Below are 14,725 nucleotides of genomic sequence, written 5' to 3' on the forward strand. Positions count from 1 at the left end.
TTTGTGCGGCGCTCCCCAAGCACGTATCGATGCCTGAGGGGCCCGACAACTACGTTCCATCGACCGACCGTGAATCACCGGTCGGCAAACCGGTCATCCGCGGGGACCCAGCACTCACTGGACAGCGACCCGAGGAGGCCATCGAGTTCGATCCCGACGACCCCGAAAGCCTCGAACTCGCCGCCAGAACCGTCAAGAAGTTCTCCGAGAACACGGCCGGCGCCGACGACAACGTGTTCATCCTGCGCGGCGCGGCCGCGTGTGCGGCCCTGGTTCGCGGTGAGGGGTCCTACAAGGCCGCTGCCGAGCGGGCCGGCGGCGAAGCCTCGGTCTCGTTCATCCGGAAGTGGTCCCGCGTACACGATCTCCCGCGATCCGTCCGTATCCACGTCGCCAAGGGAGAAATTGCGCCGACAGCGGCCAAACACATCGCCAGGGTCTCCGGCGAGTCCCGCCTCCTGCTTGCGTGGGCCGCCCTCGACCACGATCTCACTGTCCGCCAGATCCGGTCAGTCGCGAGTAGCGTCAACGACGGCGCGTCCGTGGACGCGGCACTCGCCAGAAAGGGGTACGCATTGGGTGAGTTGCGAACACAACTCGGCCGGGACGCCTACTGTCGACTCCGCCGGCAGGCTGCACTCGATGGGGCCTCACCCGGAGAGGTCATCAGCGAGGCTATCGAGTCGTACTTCGACGACGGACCGTAAGGTCTTAATCGCCACTCCCCCGAGCGAATAGCGAGGGCCGGTAGCTCAGTTAGGCAGAGCGTCTGGCTTTTAACCAGATGGTCGGGGGTTCAACTCCCTCCCGGCCCGTTGTCCTGCGAACGATAGTGAGCAGTGACAACGATAGGTGGGTATTGAACCCTGGAAGGCACGCACAGCGAACGAACGTGAGCGAGCATGTCTTCCTTCGGTTCAACTCCCTCCCGACCCGTGAGATATCCGCGAGCAACAGCGAGCGGTATCGAACGAACGAGGGAGGAGTTGAATCCTGAGAGTCGCAGCGTCCGAGCGAAGTGAGGACGACCGTCTCTCTTCGGTTCAACTCCCTCCCGGCCCGCTTCTACGACGAACGAACGAGGGAGGAGTGAAGCGGCTATGGAGGGCGTCGAACCCTGCCAGTCGCGCGCAACGCAGTGAGCACGTCTGGCTCCGGTTCAACTCCCTCCCGGCCACTGTTCGATCAATAACGAGCGACGCGATAGCGAACAGTCCGAGACCGGTTCATTTACCACCGAGACAGCGAATGGCACCAGTATGGACGGAACTACCGGTACAGTGCAGCGCGTACTTACACAGCCGCTGCGCCCGCTGGGTATCACTGTCGGCATACTGCTCGTCGTTGCCACGCTCGCGGCAGTTGCCAGCACGCCATGGCAGACACACGCATCGATGGGCGCAGTGATTGTACAGATGGTTGCGGCAGTACTGATGGGTGTGATCGGTGTCGGACTGGCGTATATCAGCTGGGCAGCCGACGAATAAGTCAGTCGCTGAGAGGAACGCTGAGAGCGGAGTGAGAAAACAGGTGTCGGTGTTATCCGCGGACGGGCATGTACGCCATCCCCAGCATCAGCACGGCTGCGATGCCCGAGAGTATCGAGATGCCCCAGATGCCGTTCTTGCGCTCGTGGAAGTAGTCCTGCTGATCGAGCGTCGCCTGGTACTGGCCGTACTGCTGAACCGAGACGACCTGGACGGTGTGGTGGTCCGGGAAGTGCGTGAAGAACTGCTGGCTACCCAGCGTAACGTTCTCGCCCTCGGACAGTTCGACGGTGTTGTCGCGCGGTGCGAACCATTCGAGGGTCGCGCCGTCGTCGGTCACCTCGGAGATAGTGGTTTCCTGGGTGCCGCTATCGGTCGCGTAGGGGTAGGTGTCGCCGGTAGTGAACGACACCGTCTCGGGTTCGGGCAGCCACTCGCTCAGCGGGACCTGCGTGTTGTTCGAGCGGTACACCACGTACTCGGTCCCGTTCTGGGTCGCCAGCGTGTTCTGGACCGAGGAATCGGCCGCGAGGAGCGCGCTGACGTTGAGTTCCTCTTCCAGCGTCACCGTGCTCTCGTTGCCGTCGGTGTGGACACGGTAGGTGTCGTTCTGGTACGTCGTCGTGGCGTTGTGCTCTAACGTCGCCGTGTACTGTGAGGACTCGTTCGTCCACGAGAGGTCGGCGACCATCTCGCCGCCACCGCCGCCGCCGTGCCCATCACCGCCACCGCCGGACATATGGATGTTCGTGGCTGTGTATTCCGTTCCGTCGACAGTGAACGTACTCTCGTTCGTCAGTTCGGCGTCAGCGTCAAGCGACACCGCCGGCCGCTGACTCTCCGCGACGCCGATGTAGGCGTACGCAGCAACACTGATAACGAGGAAGAACGCGAAGTACGCCGCCGCGGCTCGTCGTTGCATATAGGGACGGTCAGTCGCCGCGCCGTTTAATGATTACTTTTCGAGCGTATTGAGATGCCGGTGGCGAAGGCGTCTCGGCCCAGCGACGGAGGTGCCGATGCATCGTACCGACTAGACTATCTCAGACTCCCCCGCGAGAACGTCGTAGCTGTCGAGCGTCCCGGCCATCGACGGGGCGTCCGGGTCGTCTTTCCGCTGCGTGCCGTAGTCCATCCACACACCGTTCGTGTAACTGTACATGTCGAAGCCGGCGTCGGTTTCGACGACGATATCGATGACTGCGTCTTCGGGGGCGTCATCGAGGACGACGGCCGCCCGAACGTCGTTGTCGTGATGCATCACCCAGACTGCGACAGCGTCGTCGATGTCATCCAGCAGGGCACTGGCTTCCGCCGGCGAGAGCGGACGGTGCTGCCAGTCGTCGACCGGTTCCGGTTCGTCCATAGCGGTAAGAGGGGGCGGAACGGCATCGGTGTTCCCTCGTGACGCCGAGTCAGTCAGCGAAGTAACTGGTAAAAAAGCCCGACAGGAACGACGAAATAGCGACGGCCAGGGCCATATCAGTCAGGCTCCACGGCGCGTCTTCGTCGTCGGCCAGCCAGACGGTGATAGCGACGCTAACTACCAGTGAGACGATCCCGTTGAGGAGGTGCTTGCGCTTGAGCAGACTCATGCACCCGTTCGTTGGCGTGGGATTCGTATAGAGATTACCCACGAGCGGTTTGTAGGCGGGTAAAACGTAGCCATCGGCGGAGCGTACCGGGAGGGCCGACCGACGAGACGGGTAGCCGTCACAGCAAACCGTGTACCGAACGTCAGAACGGACAAGCGACGCAACCGTCTCGGCGACGCCGTCGACCGTCTCGAACTGCCCGAACTCGCTGACTACTGCATCGTCCACGCGTATCACGACTGTCCAGCCAACCCCGTCCGGCTATCGCTCGTTTCGAACGCGAGTTCCCGGTCCGGCAGTCGAGCGACGATTGGGCCGTCGGTGGTGACGGTCCACGACACGCTATCGGCAAGCGCACTTTCCAGCGTGGTTTCGAGTCGTCGGCGGAGTTCGGCTGTCGGTTCGTCCCGTACGTCCATGCGGAGAGCGTCAAGGTGCAGAAACATACGCTGTTGTGACACTACACAACGTTCAAACGGCCGAAACCCGTACAGAGGGTGTGACTCAGTCGCTTCTCGTCTACGACGGCAGTACCGACCTGTTCCGCCGCGCTGCCGAGACGGTAACCCGCTGTGCCCCGGAGATCACGCCCGTCCCCTGGGAGTCCGAGGCGATTCAGGCGTTCCTTCAGGCGCAGTTCGATGACCTGCCGTTCGCCTTCATTCTTATCGAAGGGGAGTCCGTCCACGTCGGCGAGGCGGCAGTGAAAGAAGCGCTGGAAGGGCTCGATGTCGCAGCCCCTGTCGCTCGGTTGGCGGAGCAGGTGTATCCAACCGCTGCCGGGCCATTCGGGCGCGTCGTCCACGGCCGGGTTCCGACCGACATCCACGGGACCTTTCCGCTCGACGAGGCGGCGAAAACCCACATCGAACCGCTCCGGCAGGTCCACACGATTCCTGTCGAGCCGGAGTAGCCGAGAGATCACAGCAGTCTGCGTTTTAATCGCAGATACAGCGGCACCTCCCGGTCGGTCTCACGGACACGCCGTTTGTCTGTCCCGAGCAATCCGATAACGAATGCCAGTACCGCCGCGGTGAGCGCCGCATTGATAACACCCAGCGCTACCAGTGGGTGAATGTCGTGCATCGCCATAATAACAGTAGGCGGCAGCAAGACGATGTAACGGTGCTCAGAGACGGTCACGACCTTCTGTTCGTCTCGTGGCGGTGCAGGGGTGTACAGTGCTGTCGAGTCCGTTTCTCCGCCCGGAACGTCGAGCCATCGGTTCTCGATTGTCGTGCTCCCGGACGCGTTAAACACGACGAGCATCGTCACCAGCGCGTCTTCGTTGTTGGCTACAAGCGTGGCTTCGACCGGATCGCCGGGGGCAATATTGTTCCCGGCCGCGATCTCGCCCGCCGGGATCTGGTGGGTCGAACTCGGCGCTACCATTGCGATGTTGGCCGGGACGATGATGATTGCGGTCAGAAAGAGCGCAGCGTACCGTGGATCGAAGGTGTCCTGCCCGCGCGAACGCGCTCGTTCGCGCGAGGATCCGTTCACAACCCCGCTGCCAAGACTTATCGCGAACAGTATCACGCCGGAGACGAGCATCACTGTGCCTGCCTGCCAGGACTGGGCTTCCCCCTCGACCCCGAGGACCATGGTAACCGCCGTCAGAATATTCGTCACGACGACGCGGCCGGCGAGGATGGCCGTGCCGAGGTTCGGAATCGTCACCACCTGTCCGCCGGGTTGCCAGGCGACGGCGACGACCTGGCTTTCGGTCACTGGGGGTTCAGCCCCGTCCTGATCTGTGAACGGGTTTGCATCCCCTCGCGTGATGTATCCGCTCTCAGTTTCGCCGACGACTCGATGTGTCGTCAGCTCCCCACCGCGAATCTCCTGTGACTCGAAGACGATGACATCGCCCTGTTCGATGTCGCCTGCAACCTGCGCCGGAATCGCGACGAAGCCATCGCCCTCCTGAATCGTTGGCGACATACTCCCGGACACGACGAAGCTCAAGAGCACTGGCTGTCCGACCAGTGCACCCACGATGAGTGTCAGAACCAACACGAACCCGGCGATTGTCAGCCCCTTCACCACGTACGTTCGGAGCATACCAGCGTTTCGCTACGCCACGTAGATCGGCGGAATATAAATCAGTGTTGCTCAGTCGAGCAGAGCGACGTGCGCACCCTGTCCTCGCAGCGTTCCAAGTCGCTGACTTCGCCAGTCGTACGCGGTATCTCACGCTGGCTGAGAGTGTGTCATACGTGGCCGCATACAGACAGCAGAGCGATCAACAATTACAGGACGTGCTGGTCGATGGTGTCATCTGTCGTCCGAGTCGCGCGTGTCGCTTTCATCAGGGTGTGTCCCACCAGTGCTCCCGGTCGAGTCACTGAACAGCAGGTTGGAGAGCGACGCTGTCTCTTGTTCTGTGTCTTCTGCAACAGGGTCGGCATCGCCAGTCGCCCGTGACGCAAGCGGGTCGACGGCTGGCGGAGCCGTGTACGTGTAGATTTCGCTGTCGACGAGGACGGCATACCGATCACCGTCTTCGAGGACCCGCCTGTCGCTGTCGATAGCGATGTCGACGAGGTCGACCAGCGAATCCGTCGGCACGGGCGTTCGGTCGCCGGCATCCGGTATTCGTGCCGTTGAGATCCACTCGTCGAAATCGTCACGCGCCCGCTCGAACTCGTTGCGCGCCCGTTCGCGGTCAGAGACTGCAAGCCAGCCGCGCCAGCGTGCCGTCCCGAGGAACGCCATACAAAACAGTCCGAGCACGCAGAGTGCAGGCCCGCCGTACAGTTCCAGCCGTGTCGGCTCGATAGTCCGGGTCACCTGTTCGGTCGCCTCGTAGGAACTCGCGCCCTGTGTGTTCGTGCTGACGCGGTAGACACTCCGGCCGGGCACGATCTCGATGCGGTCGGTGCGGGTGTCGGTGAACGTCTCCCCGTCGACCGACGACTCGACGGTCGTGTCGGCGACGAGCAACACCTCGGTCTGTCCGGGGGCGGCCCCGAGGTCGTTCTGGATCGCCTCGGTGCGGTTGAGGACCGTCGGAATATCGACGCTGACGGTCGTTGCGGTCGCCCCGCCATCCTCGATTTCGACGCCGTCGAGCGTCTCAAGCGAGTCCCGTGTCTGCCAGTGCACTACCTGATTCCCGTTCCGTTCCTCGACCGCACGGACGACCAGCGACAGGTCCGTCGCGGTGTCTGCCGGGTTTCCGTCGGTGTTGTCGTGTGAAACCGTGTACGTGCCCTCGAGTTCGGGCGACGCCGTCGTGAAATACAGCGACCGGTTGGTGAGTTCCTCGCCCGCGCTGAACACCTCGGTGTCACGCGTCACTGTCGCGCCGTGTTCGAACTCGCTTTCCACCGTCCACGTGCCAGTCGTTTGCTGCTCGACGACCGTTTCCGCGCCATCGACGTGACTGTCGTACGTGACGTAGCCGCCAGCGAGTGCTACTGTAAGTGAAAGTAGAATAAGTGGGAGTAACCATCGATTGAGTAAGGAACGAACGGAAACCGAAAGTCGATCTTCTGTCATTTATGTGTGAGAGGACGCTTCTAACAATGTTGTTGTGGTTAGTACATTAGAGTTTTCTGTTCCTGTTCTAGTTGGTTTTCACATACTCAAATCATGGCTGCTATGGCGTCTTCTGTACTGTATCACGCTGCTATGTCATGTATTACTTTGCGATTATATTGGCTTTAGCTACTGTCCAATTTCCCTACCTGATGCAACCGTACGCTCTACAGAATATGTCGGGCTGGTTCAATTGAATTGGACGTGCCTCCGGCATCGTTTGCATTGTAGTCCGGGTCTATGCGGAGACTCCGTTCAAACCATGACAGACCTGAATTCGTATGTTCGGAGATCTGTAGTAACGGGGTCAGCGGTGAAGTTCAAATGCATGTTTGCAAACTAGTCAGTAGTGAATGACGCCTTACGTTCGTCACCGTTGGGGTCCGTATACCAGAGGGTGATAGCAACCGTGTCACCCCGCATATCAACAGATTTGAAACTCCCCGAGCCCTGACCATTCCCCTGCCTCTTTCGGAAGGCAAGTAGGCCAAGTTCGGCGTCATCGTCAGTCTGTATCATCTCCGCCGGATAATCCGTCGGGTCTAGATCTATGTAATCGCCAATCTCATACCAACTCCACCACCCCCCGCCTTCGTAATCGGCTCCTGATTCCGAGTAGGTGCCATCCGTCCCATGTTCCCAATCGTCAGTGACATCCACCTCTACCTCTCGATATGGATATCTCTCTCTACGAAGGTTATCCGCATCTGCACTTGTTGAGTCAACTCGAACACCAGTCAGTTCGATGCCGCCATCGAAGTTGTGTGTGATCTTGAAGTAGTAGTCCGAGTAGTCACCCCCTTGTCGTTTATCCGAAGCCCCAGTAGCAGTGATGTCTACCCCAGTAATCTTCACCTCAGTTGTGTCGCTCGTGTCCTCACTGCTGACTTTCAAGGTGTACGTCCCCGGCGTCTCGTCGCTGGTATCCCAATCAAGCTGGATTGTGTTTTTTTCTCCAGCAGTTAGTGAAATGGCCTGGCTATCTTTTTTTACATCTTCGACAGTGGCCGTTATCTCCTGCACGCCAGGTTGGTCTCCGGCGTTTTCAATTTCAACGGCGATACTGGCGGTATCTCCTTGATTGACTGTAATCGAGCTACCCCCAGTGATTTCCACATTGAACTTGGCCGGATCGGCAGCCTCATCCCGTGATTCGAACCGAAGCCAATTGATTTTCGGGTTGTATGTCCCATCCGGTGGGGTGATGCTCAATTTCTTGTCAGCAATCTCAATAGGAAAACTGTAGGTTTCGCCCTCTATTGAGCGCTGATTATTCTCGTTATTAAAATTAGCATCCCGCAATTCGACCGTCTCAGCTCCGCCAACGACATCAAACGAGTACTCCTGATCCGAATAGGACGGGTCCCGACAGTGGATTGTTACGTCATACCAGCCATCCGGGAGGTCGATCTCCCAGTAGGGATCGAGAGCGGCGTCGTATGCAGTAGGAATCCGGCTATTAGTGGTAAAGTGTGCAAGGGTTTTCTCTTCAGTATCCAGATTTCCGCCCCGGTTTCTGGTTGTATCAGTCTGCTTACTTTCCCACCCATAGTAGAGCGTTGATTTTGAATCGAACTCGTCCCGGAGGCCGAATGTGTCCCCGGTATCAGGGATGAAACCCGACGGTGTGCCAGTTTCAGGATTTTCGAAATTAATGCAGTTCACGCAGGAGAGCGATACGCTACGTGATGCTGTGATTTCAGGAGCCGAATCGGAGGCCGTTGACGACGCAATAATTTCCAGTTCGATCTGTCCCGTCTCTTTGATTCGGTTGTTTCCCGACCCAGTGATCGTCGCAGTCACCTCTCCGGAGTCGCCAACGTCGAGCGAGTTCGGGAAGCTTTCGAGCTCAACGTCAAAGTCTAGTTCTACCGGATTTTGAACGGACGCTCCAACCGTATCGAGTTTTGACCCGGTGTTGTTCGTCAACGTGACCAGTGGACGGGTCTCAGTTTCAAACACCAACTGATCTTCGTGCGTAGTGATACCAAGCAACGGATCATCGGTAGGGCTGTCGTCAGCTGTCGTGTCGATATTTACCTGACGGTCAGCAGTCACATTTGTGAACCCACCGGTGCCCCAAGTCAGAAGGCCGGCACCGCTACCCATGAGCGCGAGTGCGCTCCGGCGAGTCCACTTCTTGCTCATGTTTCGACGTCCGGTGGCTTCTCACCGGCACCTAGACGGAGCTGCCGGCTCTGCCAGACGTGATACAGCCCGGAGCAGAGGAACAGCGCGACGATGAGGACCGCCCACGCGAGGTCGGGCACGCTCGCCGGGAACACACCCAGCCCGGCCGCGCCGACGACAGCACCTGAGAGGACCGCCAGCCCGAGGTAGTACTGTCCCCACGGGATGGAGTCCTCCGGCACGACATCCATGTACACGTCGAGGTCCGCCGCCTGCTCGGTCAGCGTGACCGTGCCGTTGTCGTAGTCGATCACGCCCGCGCGGTCCATCGCGGGCAAGTGCGTCTGTTGCATCGACGTGTACACGCGATGGCGCTCGTCGGATGTGATCTCGCTCTGGTCCTTCCCGTTTTCCCACGCCGCCACCTGCTCTGCGATATCCGACAACTCAGACGCGCCGTCCGTCTGCTTCGCTACGTGTAGCGCGTATCGCCGGCGGTGGTTACTGAGTAACTCAAACACCTTGTCCCGCGCGATCGCGTTACCAGCCCCTGTCTGGTCGCTTCGCTTCCCACCCACTGCCATCACTTACACTCCTGTTTATAGTATAAAAAGTGTTCTGGAATGTCAATGGTAACAAAATTGCATTTAAGTTATTTTCTAATATATACTACTTTGCTTTCTAATCTTGAATACAGTATTATTGGAATACTATCTGTGGGTTCAACTGTATGATTCTGTGACACAGCCAAGACATCACACCGTTACAGCAATATCAGGTGTTGGGGCTGTGGATGTATTCCCATTGTGGAGACACAGTACGGTCACTGAGATCAAAAACCGATGATACTGAACGATTGTGCGTGCTCTCCTTCGAAATATTCGTGTAAGGTTACACTACAACCAGCCAGATAATTGAATGTTTATTCCAGGTTTATGCTGCCTCAATACGGATTGTCAGTGAAATTGTATCTCCATGACTTCCCGTCTCAGTGTTGATGACAGAGTTGTATTCCTCTGAACTGCCAGCGTTGAGAGGCTCTTCACTGGTTCCTTTCGCGTCACCACCAATTTCAAGATAATCACTGTCGGCATCAGTGCTTTCATACTCTATATAAACGTTGTAGTCGCTTGCACTGCCGGGGTCGTCATTGACTACCGCGAACAGGGGCTCATAGCTCACCTGCGAGTTATTTGGCAGGCCGCTGTTACGGCCAAATTCGATATTCATGTCATTTTCAATGAGGCTGACCCACTCTTCCAATGTAGTACTTTGAGGCGAACTACTTGGGTCCCATGAGCTGTAACTGTCACTCGACGTGGGGAATAGCGATGCCTCATCGGCAGCAGCATTTGCGTTGGATGGTGGGTCATTACTCGCTACGTCAACGGTAGCGTGGCCCGCATATACAAGAACGTCAACGTATTCGTCAGCAACGTCTGAACCAGTCGCAACGTTCACTTCGACCGTCCGCTCTGCACTAACGCTCGTAAACGCGCCCGACCCAAAGAGCGCCCCACCACTGATTGCCAGTCCACCGAGTCCCGTAAGTACGTTTCTGCGATTCATAGTTGTAGTTAGTCAGCACGTTATGGCCGTGCCGTACCGAGTACAACAGTTTCTGGGGACTTACTATTGGGCTGCTTGAGCGGGGTTATAGCTTTGCTTGAACCGATAATGGGCGGCATTAACCCCGCTCAAGCACGTCAATAGTAACTGGTGGAGTATCGTTGTGTAACACAACAGATGAGACTAAATCGACGAAGTGTCCTGCTCGGCCTCGGGACAATCAGTGCGACCGTTGGCGGCGCGTTCGGCTCCGGTGCGTTCTCCTCGGTCGAAGCGACGCGGACAGTCGAAATAAGTACCGCCGACGATGCAAGCGCGCTGTTGAGCTTCGAGCCGAATAATCCAACCGCTGAAAGCGACAACAATATCATCAAAACTGTGGATGAGTCCGATACATCCGTTATCGAACTCAATCAGGATTCGCTAAATGAGAGGGCGACGACCACGTTCAGTGATGCTCTCAAGGTAACTAATAACGGCGGCAAGAACGTCGGCGTTTCAGTGGATCCTAATAAGACTGAGTACGCAGACAGCACAAGCACAGACGGGCTTGTCGGGAGTGCACTAGACATTGAAGACGCAGACGGAAATTCAATTGTTGATAGCACAGGCGACAGCGCCGTCAATTTAGATGCCAGTGACGAGAACAGTGATGCTGATGAGACCACACTCACAGTTGTCGTTGATCTTCAGAACAATACTGGCGCAGCCATTGATGATATAGAATCGATTGTCTTCGCAGCACGCCAAGATGACTACAGTGGCTCGCAGTAATTAGTCAACCTTGTGATTAGAAGGGGGAGATCGGCACTGTCCGCGTCAGTCGCCACCTCCAGCCAGAATATGAAATGGTACGTCGCCCTTGGGCTCGTGTTCATCGTCTGCGGGACAGTCATGTCCACGGGCGCAGCCCCGCTTTCCGAGCCGGTCGATGAACTCGCCCCGGAGGCGGACACCGGAGTCGCGCTGGCCCCGGCTGACACGCCCAACGGCGACCGCTACGCGTCGTTCGACAGTAACGGCGAGCTTGTCATCTCCGTCGACGTTGTTTCCAGCACCAAGACGATATTCGACGACGTATTCGTCGTCGGTTTTTCCGGAGTCACCGGGAGCGACGAGGCCGCAACGCTCCGTCTCGAACACGACAGCGAGTGGCTGGACATTTACAGGAACACGGACGCGGGCACACGCGAGTCGGTCGATGAGGCCGGTAACACGATGACGCTTGAGCCGGGCGAGCAGGCGACGCTCGGGTTCGCAGTGACGACCGACGCCGACAGCCCGGGGTCCATCTCCGAGACAGTGACTTACAGGATGGAGATCCCGGATGCTGAGTCAAGCACCGGTGGTGGCAGTGGCGGCGGCGGGAGCAGCAGCGGTGGGGGTGATGGCAGTGGTGGTGGCAACACTGATCCAGGTGGCAGCGATGGTGGAGATACGGACGTGGATAGTGGCGGCAGCGATGACACCAATTCGAGCGACGGCGACGACACCGATGCAGGCAGCGGTGGTGGCGGCGACACCAATGCAAGCGATGGCAGTGATACTGACGAGGGTACCAGCGACGGTCCCGAGGGGGTGACGTCGACCGACGAACCGACTGACATACCTGCTAGCGGCGGTGGCAGTGGCGGCAATACTGGCGACGAGACATCGACCGACGAACCGACAGAGACAGCCACCGACAGCGAAGCGGAGACCGTGGCCGGCGGCGGGGCCGAACCTGCACCATCGACACCCGAAGGCCAGCAGTCAACCGAGCCGAGCGGATTCGCGCTCGACCTCGATCCGGCGTTTGGCATCGGCTGGGGACCGTGGGCGCTTATCGCCGGCCTCCTCGCTGTAGCGACGAACTACCTCGTACAGACGCGGTATCACGATGTCCTGCCGGTTCTCCAGACGCAACCGAGCGACCGTCGCCACCGGTTCCGCCGCGTCGCCGTCCGCGAAGCGGCGATCGGCCTCGCCGGAATCGTGCTCACAGTGCTCGTCGTGTCAGCGGTTTCGAGCGCCGGCTTCGGTCCACCCTCGCAGTTGGTCACGGCGCTCGCGTTCTCCGCTGCGGTCGGTACGGTAACCGGATACCGACTAGTCCCGGAACTCAGCGCAGTTCCCGGCCGCCAAGCCGCTGACAGCGACACCGAAGAGCAATAGGAACGACCCGACCAGTTCCTCCTCGCAGCGTCATTGTGGACCGCAGTAGTACCGGTTTCGGGTCCCGGCGGAGGGCCATACCGGAACAGTCGGTCCCCTGTGTACATCATAAGCTCTACCCCTCTATCCGCTGTCTCCAGCATTCGGATGTCCCAGTTTCCTGCTACAAAATCAAGTCTGATATCCGTGGCCGAGGGCTTATTTAAGGTAAACGGATACAAGCTCATATTGACACAGACACCGAGCGACGGCGAAAGAAATCGGCACGACAGACGTTCTATGAGCAGTTGCGTCTATTCGATGTGGCACTTGTTCTCTCCTTTCCACTGCTTCTGTGGCTCGGCTACAGCCTTCCGCTGGGTGTCCGTGAATCGCTCGTTTTCAATTATACAAGCCCCACGCTGCTCGCGGCATTTACCTCAGCGTTCATTCATTTCGAGGTCGGGCACCTGATCACGAACGTCGGATTGTATGTCCTCGTAGTTCCGATACTGTATCTCCTGAGTGCGCTGAGCGACCGTCAACAGCAGTTCCGGGTTTTTGTCTTTACCGCCCTTCTCGCGTTTCCCCCCGTTCTTTCGTATCTGAATCTCGCAATCACCAGATCCTCCGTGACGTTCGGTGCGTCGGGAGTTATTATGGTTTTCGTCGGCTACCTTCCGCTGGCACTGAGCGAATTCCTGGATACGAACTTCGACATCGGTCCGGGCAACGTAGTCGCGCCAGCCCTGTTCTTTGCAAGCCTGGGGCTTATTTCCGTGTTGAGTCTCCAGTCCGTGCTGCTAACGAACCCGACAGTGCTGCTTGGCACTGCTGGCCTGGTCCTGGCTACAATGCTCAGTACAGTGTTGTATAGCCTCTCGGTGTACGAACAGACCAACAATGCCCGAACGAAGATCAAGTCTGCAATGGGGGCGACCGGCGACACCGACCTGATATTACTCACGATCTTACTGCTTTTCATCGTTCCAGTCATCGCGTTTCCCGCGAATCCACTGGTCGACAACGGTGTGCTAAATCTCTATGAGCACTTCCTCGGCTATGCACTGGGATTTATCGCATCCTATGTTACGAAAACACAGTTCCGGAGATTGGACTGACTGGAATCTATGAGGAAAGGGAGCTAGTCTGTGACCGCGTTAGTTCGTGCGACACTGCTATCTCGGTTGTCTGCCCTGTCGAAACGGATTGCATAAGCGATTTACTCGCGTCGTATGCTCACTTGGAGTGGCCGGACATATACTCAGCCGGTCGCTCACTGGGATCTATCGAGTATAAGAGATCAAAAAGCCAAGGGCCGGATTTGAACCGGCGATGGGCGGCTCTGCAGGCCGCTTTGGACTCTGATTTCCGTGTTGAGTCGTGGGAGTAATAACTAGTCCGCAGAGTGCGTGGATTCCGACCTTTCCGGGGCGTCGCCTCCGGCGACGGTGGGGGCTGCGCCCCACGACTTGGTCGGTGATTCGGACTCGCTCAGAGTTGGTTGGATCGCGCATCACGGCAGTGGTGTATGGGTAGGCCGTACTCCGTCGATATAAAGATCTGCGGTGGGCGGCCCAAGGCCGTGCGTGGTAGACTTGACCGGCGAGAAGCAGTCGGATGGTCACCCACCCACCGAGGGTTGACAGGTAGATCCGCGCCCGTGGGACTTGGGGCGCAAGAGGTGGTGGTTCGGGCCGCGCGGATGGATGAATCAGGCGATGGTACGAGGTTGCCGTCGTGCGCGACCCGTTCTATTTTGTGGTGGGGTTATCGGATAAACGCCGGCGAGAGCGGGCTGCCGACCCCCGCGGGAGTGTCACTTTTCCGAGGTGATAGATTAGTGACGTGTGCAGATGTCAGTACTAGATCTGCCAGACAGTGTATCGATCAATGATGCGGCCGGGTTCCCGGTCGCAGCAGTTGGAGCTATTGTTGCGACGGGAATCGGAACCGTGTCTCTCTATGGACACGATCTCGCCGGCGCAGTTTCGACGGACGTTGGCGTTTCCATCGCCGCCGTTCTGTACATCCTCGCATTCGCAGTTGCGTGGATCACGAACGACCGCTCTGTCGACGACTTCTCTTCGCGCGGGAGTGACGCCGATATGGAGCGACTGCTCGTGCTCGGGGCTCCGACCCTGATGGCCGTTCACGAATTCGTCCCCGCGGTATCCGATCTCGTTGCGAGTAACACGTACGTAGCGACTCTTGCGGCGCTGGTTTTCGTCGGCGCCTACGGTCTCGTTGCGCACTACTGAACCCCCT

At 58.3% G+C, this 14,725-nt stretch carries 16 protein-coding genes and 1 tRNA gene; 8 read left to right on the forward strand and 9 right to left on the reverse strand.

What is annotated here, in order from left to right; genetic code table 11:
- The first annotated feature begins 29 nt into the window (after positions 1-29).
- The 3 genes from ACY9XZ_RS04880 to ACY9XZ_RS04890 all read left to right on the forward strand — a co-directional run bounded on the left by ACY9XZ_RS04880 (position 30) and on the right by ACY9XZ_RS04890 (position 1,487).
- On the forward strand, positions 30-707 hold the full coding sequence (locus tag ACY9XZ_RS04880) for a DUF7119 family protein (protein WP_463455925.1): 678 nt from the start codon (positions 30-32) through the stop codon (positions 705-707).
- Positions 708-741: 34 nt separating this feature from the next.
- Positions 742-815 (forward strand) — tRNA-Lys (locus ACY9XZ_RS04885).
- A gap of 444 nt (positions 816-1,259) precedes the next feature.
- On the forward strand, positions 1,260-1,487 hold the full coding sequence (locus ACY9XZ_RS04890) for a hypothetical protein (RefSeq protein ID WP_463455926.1): 228 nt from the start codon (positions 1,260-1,262) through the stop codon (positions 1,485-1,487).
- A 52-nt stretch (positions 1,488-1,539) separates the two neighbouring features.
- Here ACY9XZ_RS04890 and ACY9XZ_RS04895 read toward each other — a convergent pair whose 3' ends face one another.
- From ACY9XZ_RS04895 to ACY9XZ_RS04910, 4 genes are all read right to left on the reverse strand, one after another.
- A complete protein-coding gene (locus ACY9XZ_RS04895; RefSeq protein WP_463455927.1) occupies positions 1,540-2,409 on the reverse strand; it encodes a hypothetical protein in 870 nt (289 codons plus the stop codon).
- 111 nt (positions 2,410-2,520) lie between these two features.
- Positions 2,521-2,853 (reverse strand): hypothetical protein, encoded by a 333-nt coding sequence (locus ACY9XZ_RS04900; RefSeq protein WP_463455928.1) that lies wholly within the window; start codon positions 2,851-2,853, stop codon positions 2,521-2,523.
- A 49-nt stretch (positions 2,854-2,902) separates the two neighbouring features.
- Positions 2,903-3,082, reverse strand: coding sequence for a hypothetical protein (locus tag ACY9XZ_RS04905; RefSeq protein WP_463455994.1), 180 nt, complete (start codon positions 3,080-3,082; stop codon positions 2,903-2,905).
- 233 nt (positions 3,083-3,315) lie between these two features.
- Positions 3,316-3,501: a hypothetical protein gene (locus tag ACY9XZ_RS04910; protein WP_463455929.1), complete on the reverse strand. Its 186-nt coding sequence runs from the start codon at positions 3,499-3,501 to the stop codon at positions 3,316-3,318.
- An 80-nt stretch (positions 3,502-3,581) separates the two neighbouring features.
- On the opposite strand from ACY9XZ_RS04910, the gene ACY9XZ_RS04915 reads away from it, so the two are divergent.
- Positions 3,582-3,995, forward strand: a complete 414-nt coding sequence (locus tag ACY9XZ_RS04915) for a hypothetical protein (protein WP_463455930.1) — start codon at positions 3,582-3,584, stop codon at positions 3,993-3,995.
- A gap of 8 nt (positions 3,996-4,003) precedes the next feature.
- Here ACY9XZ_RS04915 and ACY9XZ_RS04920 read toward each other — a convergent pair whose 3' ends face one another.
- The 5 genes from ACY9XZ_RS04920 to ACY9XZ_RS04940 form a co-directional block, all read right to left on the reverse strand.
- Positions 4,004-5,146, reverse strand: a complete 1,143-nt coding sequence (locus tag ACY9XZ_RS04920; RefSeq protein ID WP_463455931.1) for a signal peptidase I — start codon at positions 5,144-5,146, stop codon at positions 4,004-4,006.
- Between the two features lie 213 nt (positions 5,147-5,359).
- Complete coding sequence (locus ACY9XZ_RS04925) at positions 5,360-6,586, reverse strand: DUF5305 domain-containing protein (RefSeq protein ID WP_463455932.1); 1,227 nt, start codon at positions 6,584-6,586, stop codon at positions 5,360-5,362.
- Between the two features lie 378 nt (positions 6,587-6,964).
- Positions 6,965-8,773, reverse strand: coding sequence for a flagellar hook assembly protein FlgD (locus ACY9XZ_RS04930; RefSeq protein WP_463455933.1), 1,809 nt, complete (start codon positions 8,771-8,773; stop codon positions 6,965-6,967).
- Complete coding sequence (locus tag ACY9XZ_RS04935; protein WP_463455934.1) at positions 8,770-9,339, reverse strand: DUF7344 domain-containing protein; 570 nt, start codon at positions 9,337-9,339, stop codon at positions 8,770-8,772. Before ACY9XZ_RS04935 ends, ACY9XZ_RS04930 begins: the two co-directional genes overlap by 4 nt.
- 349 nt (positions 9,340-9,688) lie before the next feature.
- A complete protein-coding gene (locus ACY9XZ_RS04940) occupies positions 9,689-10,216 on the reverse strand; it encodes a hypothetical protein (RefSeq protein WP_463455935.1) in 528 nt (175 codons plus the stop codon).
- 285 nt (positions 10,217-10,501) lie between these two features.
- Here ACY9XZ_RS04940 and tafE point away from each other — a divergent pair, with 285 nt between their 5' ends.
- The 4 genes from tafE (at position 10,502) to ACY9XZ_RS04960 (ending at position 14,718) form a co-directional block, all read left to right on the forward strand.
- Positions 10,502-11,098 (forward strand): TafE family fimbrial adapter protein, encoded by a 597-nt coding sequence (gene tafE, locus ACY9XZ_RS04945; RefSeq protein WP_463455936.1) that lies wholly within the window; start codon positions 10,502-10,504, stop codon positions 11,096-11,098.
- Positions 11,099-11,167: 69 nt separating this feature from the next.
- Entirely contained in the window at positions 11,168-12,478 is a 1,311-nt protein-coding gene (locus ACY9XZ_RS04950; protein WP_463455937.1) for a hypothetical protein, read from the forward strand.
- Between the two features lie 302 nt (positions 12,479-12,780).
- Positions 12,781-13,578 (forward strand): rhomboid family intramembrane serine protease, encoded by a 798-nt coding sequence (locus tag ACY9XZ_RS04955; protein WP_463455938.1) that lies wholly within the window; start codon positions 12,781-12,783, stop codon positions 13,576-13,578.
- 834 nt (positions 13,579-14,412) lie between these two features.
- Positions 14,413-14,718 carry a hypothetical protein gene (locus ACY9XZ_RS04960; RefSeq protein WP_463455939.1) on the forward strand — a complete coding sequence of 102 codons (306 nt, stop codon included), beginning with the start codon at positions 14,413-14,415 and terminating at the stop codon, positions 14,716-14,718.
- Positions 14,719-14,725: the final 7 nt, after the last annotated feature.

The sequence above is a fragment of the Haloarcula sp. HT12 genome (genome assembly GCF_055271655.1).

Coding starts and splice junctions, on each gene's coding strand:
- ACY9XZ_RS04880 (WP_463455925.1), top strand. CDS start 30: ATGCCTGAGGGGCCCGACAACTACGTTCCATCGACCGACCGTGAATCA.
- ACY9XZ_RS04890 (WP_463455926.1), top strand. CDS start 1,260: ATGGACGGAACTACCGGTACAGTGCAGCGCGTACTTACACAGCCGCTG.
- ACY9XZ_RS04895 (WP_463455927.1), bottom strand. CDS start 2,409: ATGCAACGACGAGCCGCGGCGGCGTACTTCGCGTTCTTCCTCGTTATC.
- ACY9XZ_RS04900 (WP_463455928.1), bottom strand. CDS start 2,853: ATGGACGAACCGGAACCGGTCGACGACTGGCAGCACCGTCCGCTCTCG.
- ACY9XZ_RS04905 (WP_463455994.1), bottom strand. CDS start 3,082: ATGAGTCTGCTCAAGCGCAAGCACCTCCTCAACGGGATCGTCTCACTG.
- ACY9XZ_RS04910 (WP_463455929.1), bottom strand. CDS start 3,501: ATGGACGTACGGGACGAACCGACAGCCGAACTCCGCCGACGACTCGAA.
- ACY9XZ_RS04920 (WP_463455931.1), bottom strand. CDS start 5,146: ATGCTCCGAACGTACGTGGTGAAGGGGCTGACAATCGCCGGGTTCGTG.
- ACY9XZ_RS04925 (WP_463455932.1), bottom strand. CDS start 6,586: ATGACAGAAGATCGACTTTCGGTTTCCGTTCGTTCCTTACTCAATCGA.
- ACY9XZ_RS04930 (WP_463455933.1), bottom strand. CDS start 8,773: ATGAGCAAGAAGTGGACTCGCCGGAGCGCACTCGCGCTCATGGGTAGC.
- ACY9XZ_RS04935 (WP_463455934.1), bottom strand. CDS start 9,339: ATGGCAGTGGGTGGGAAGCGAAGCGACCAGACAGGGGCTGGTAACGCG.
- tafE (WP_463455936.1), top strand. CDS start 10,502: ATGAGACTAAATCGACGAAGTGTCCTGCTCGGCCTCGGGACAATCAGT.
- ACY9XZ_RS04950 (WP_463455937.1), top strand. CDS start 11,168: ATGAAATGGTACGTCGCCCTTGGGCTCGTGTTCATCGTCTGCGGGACA.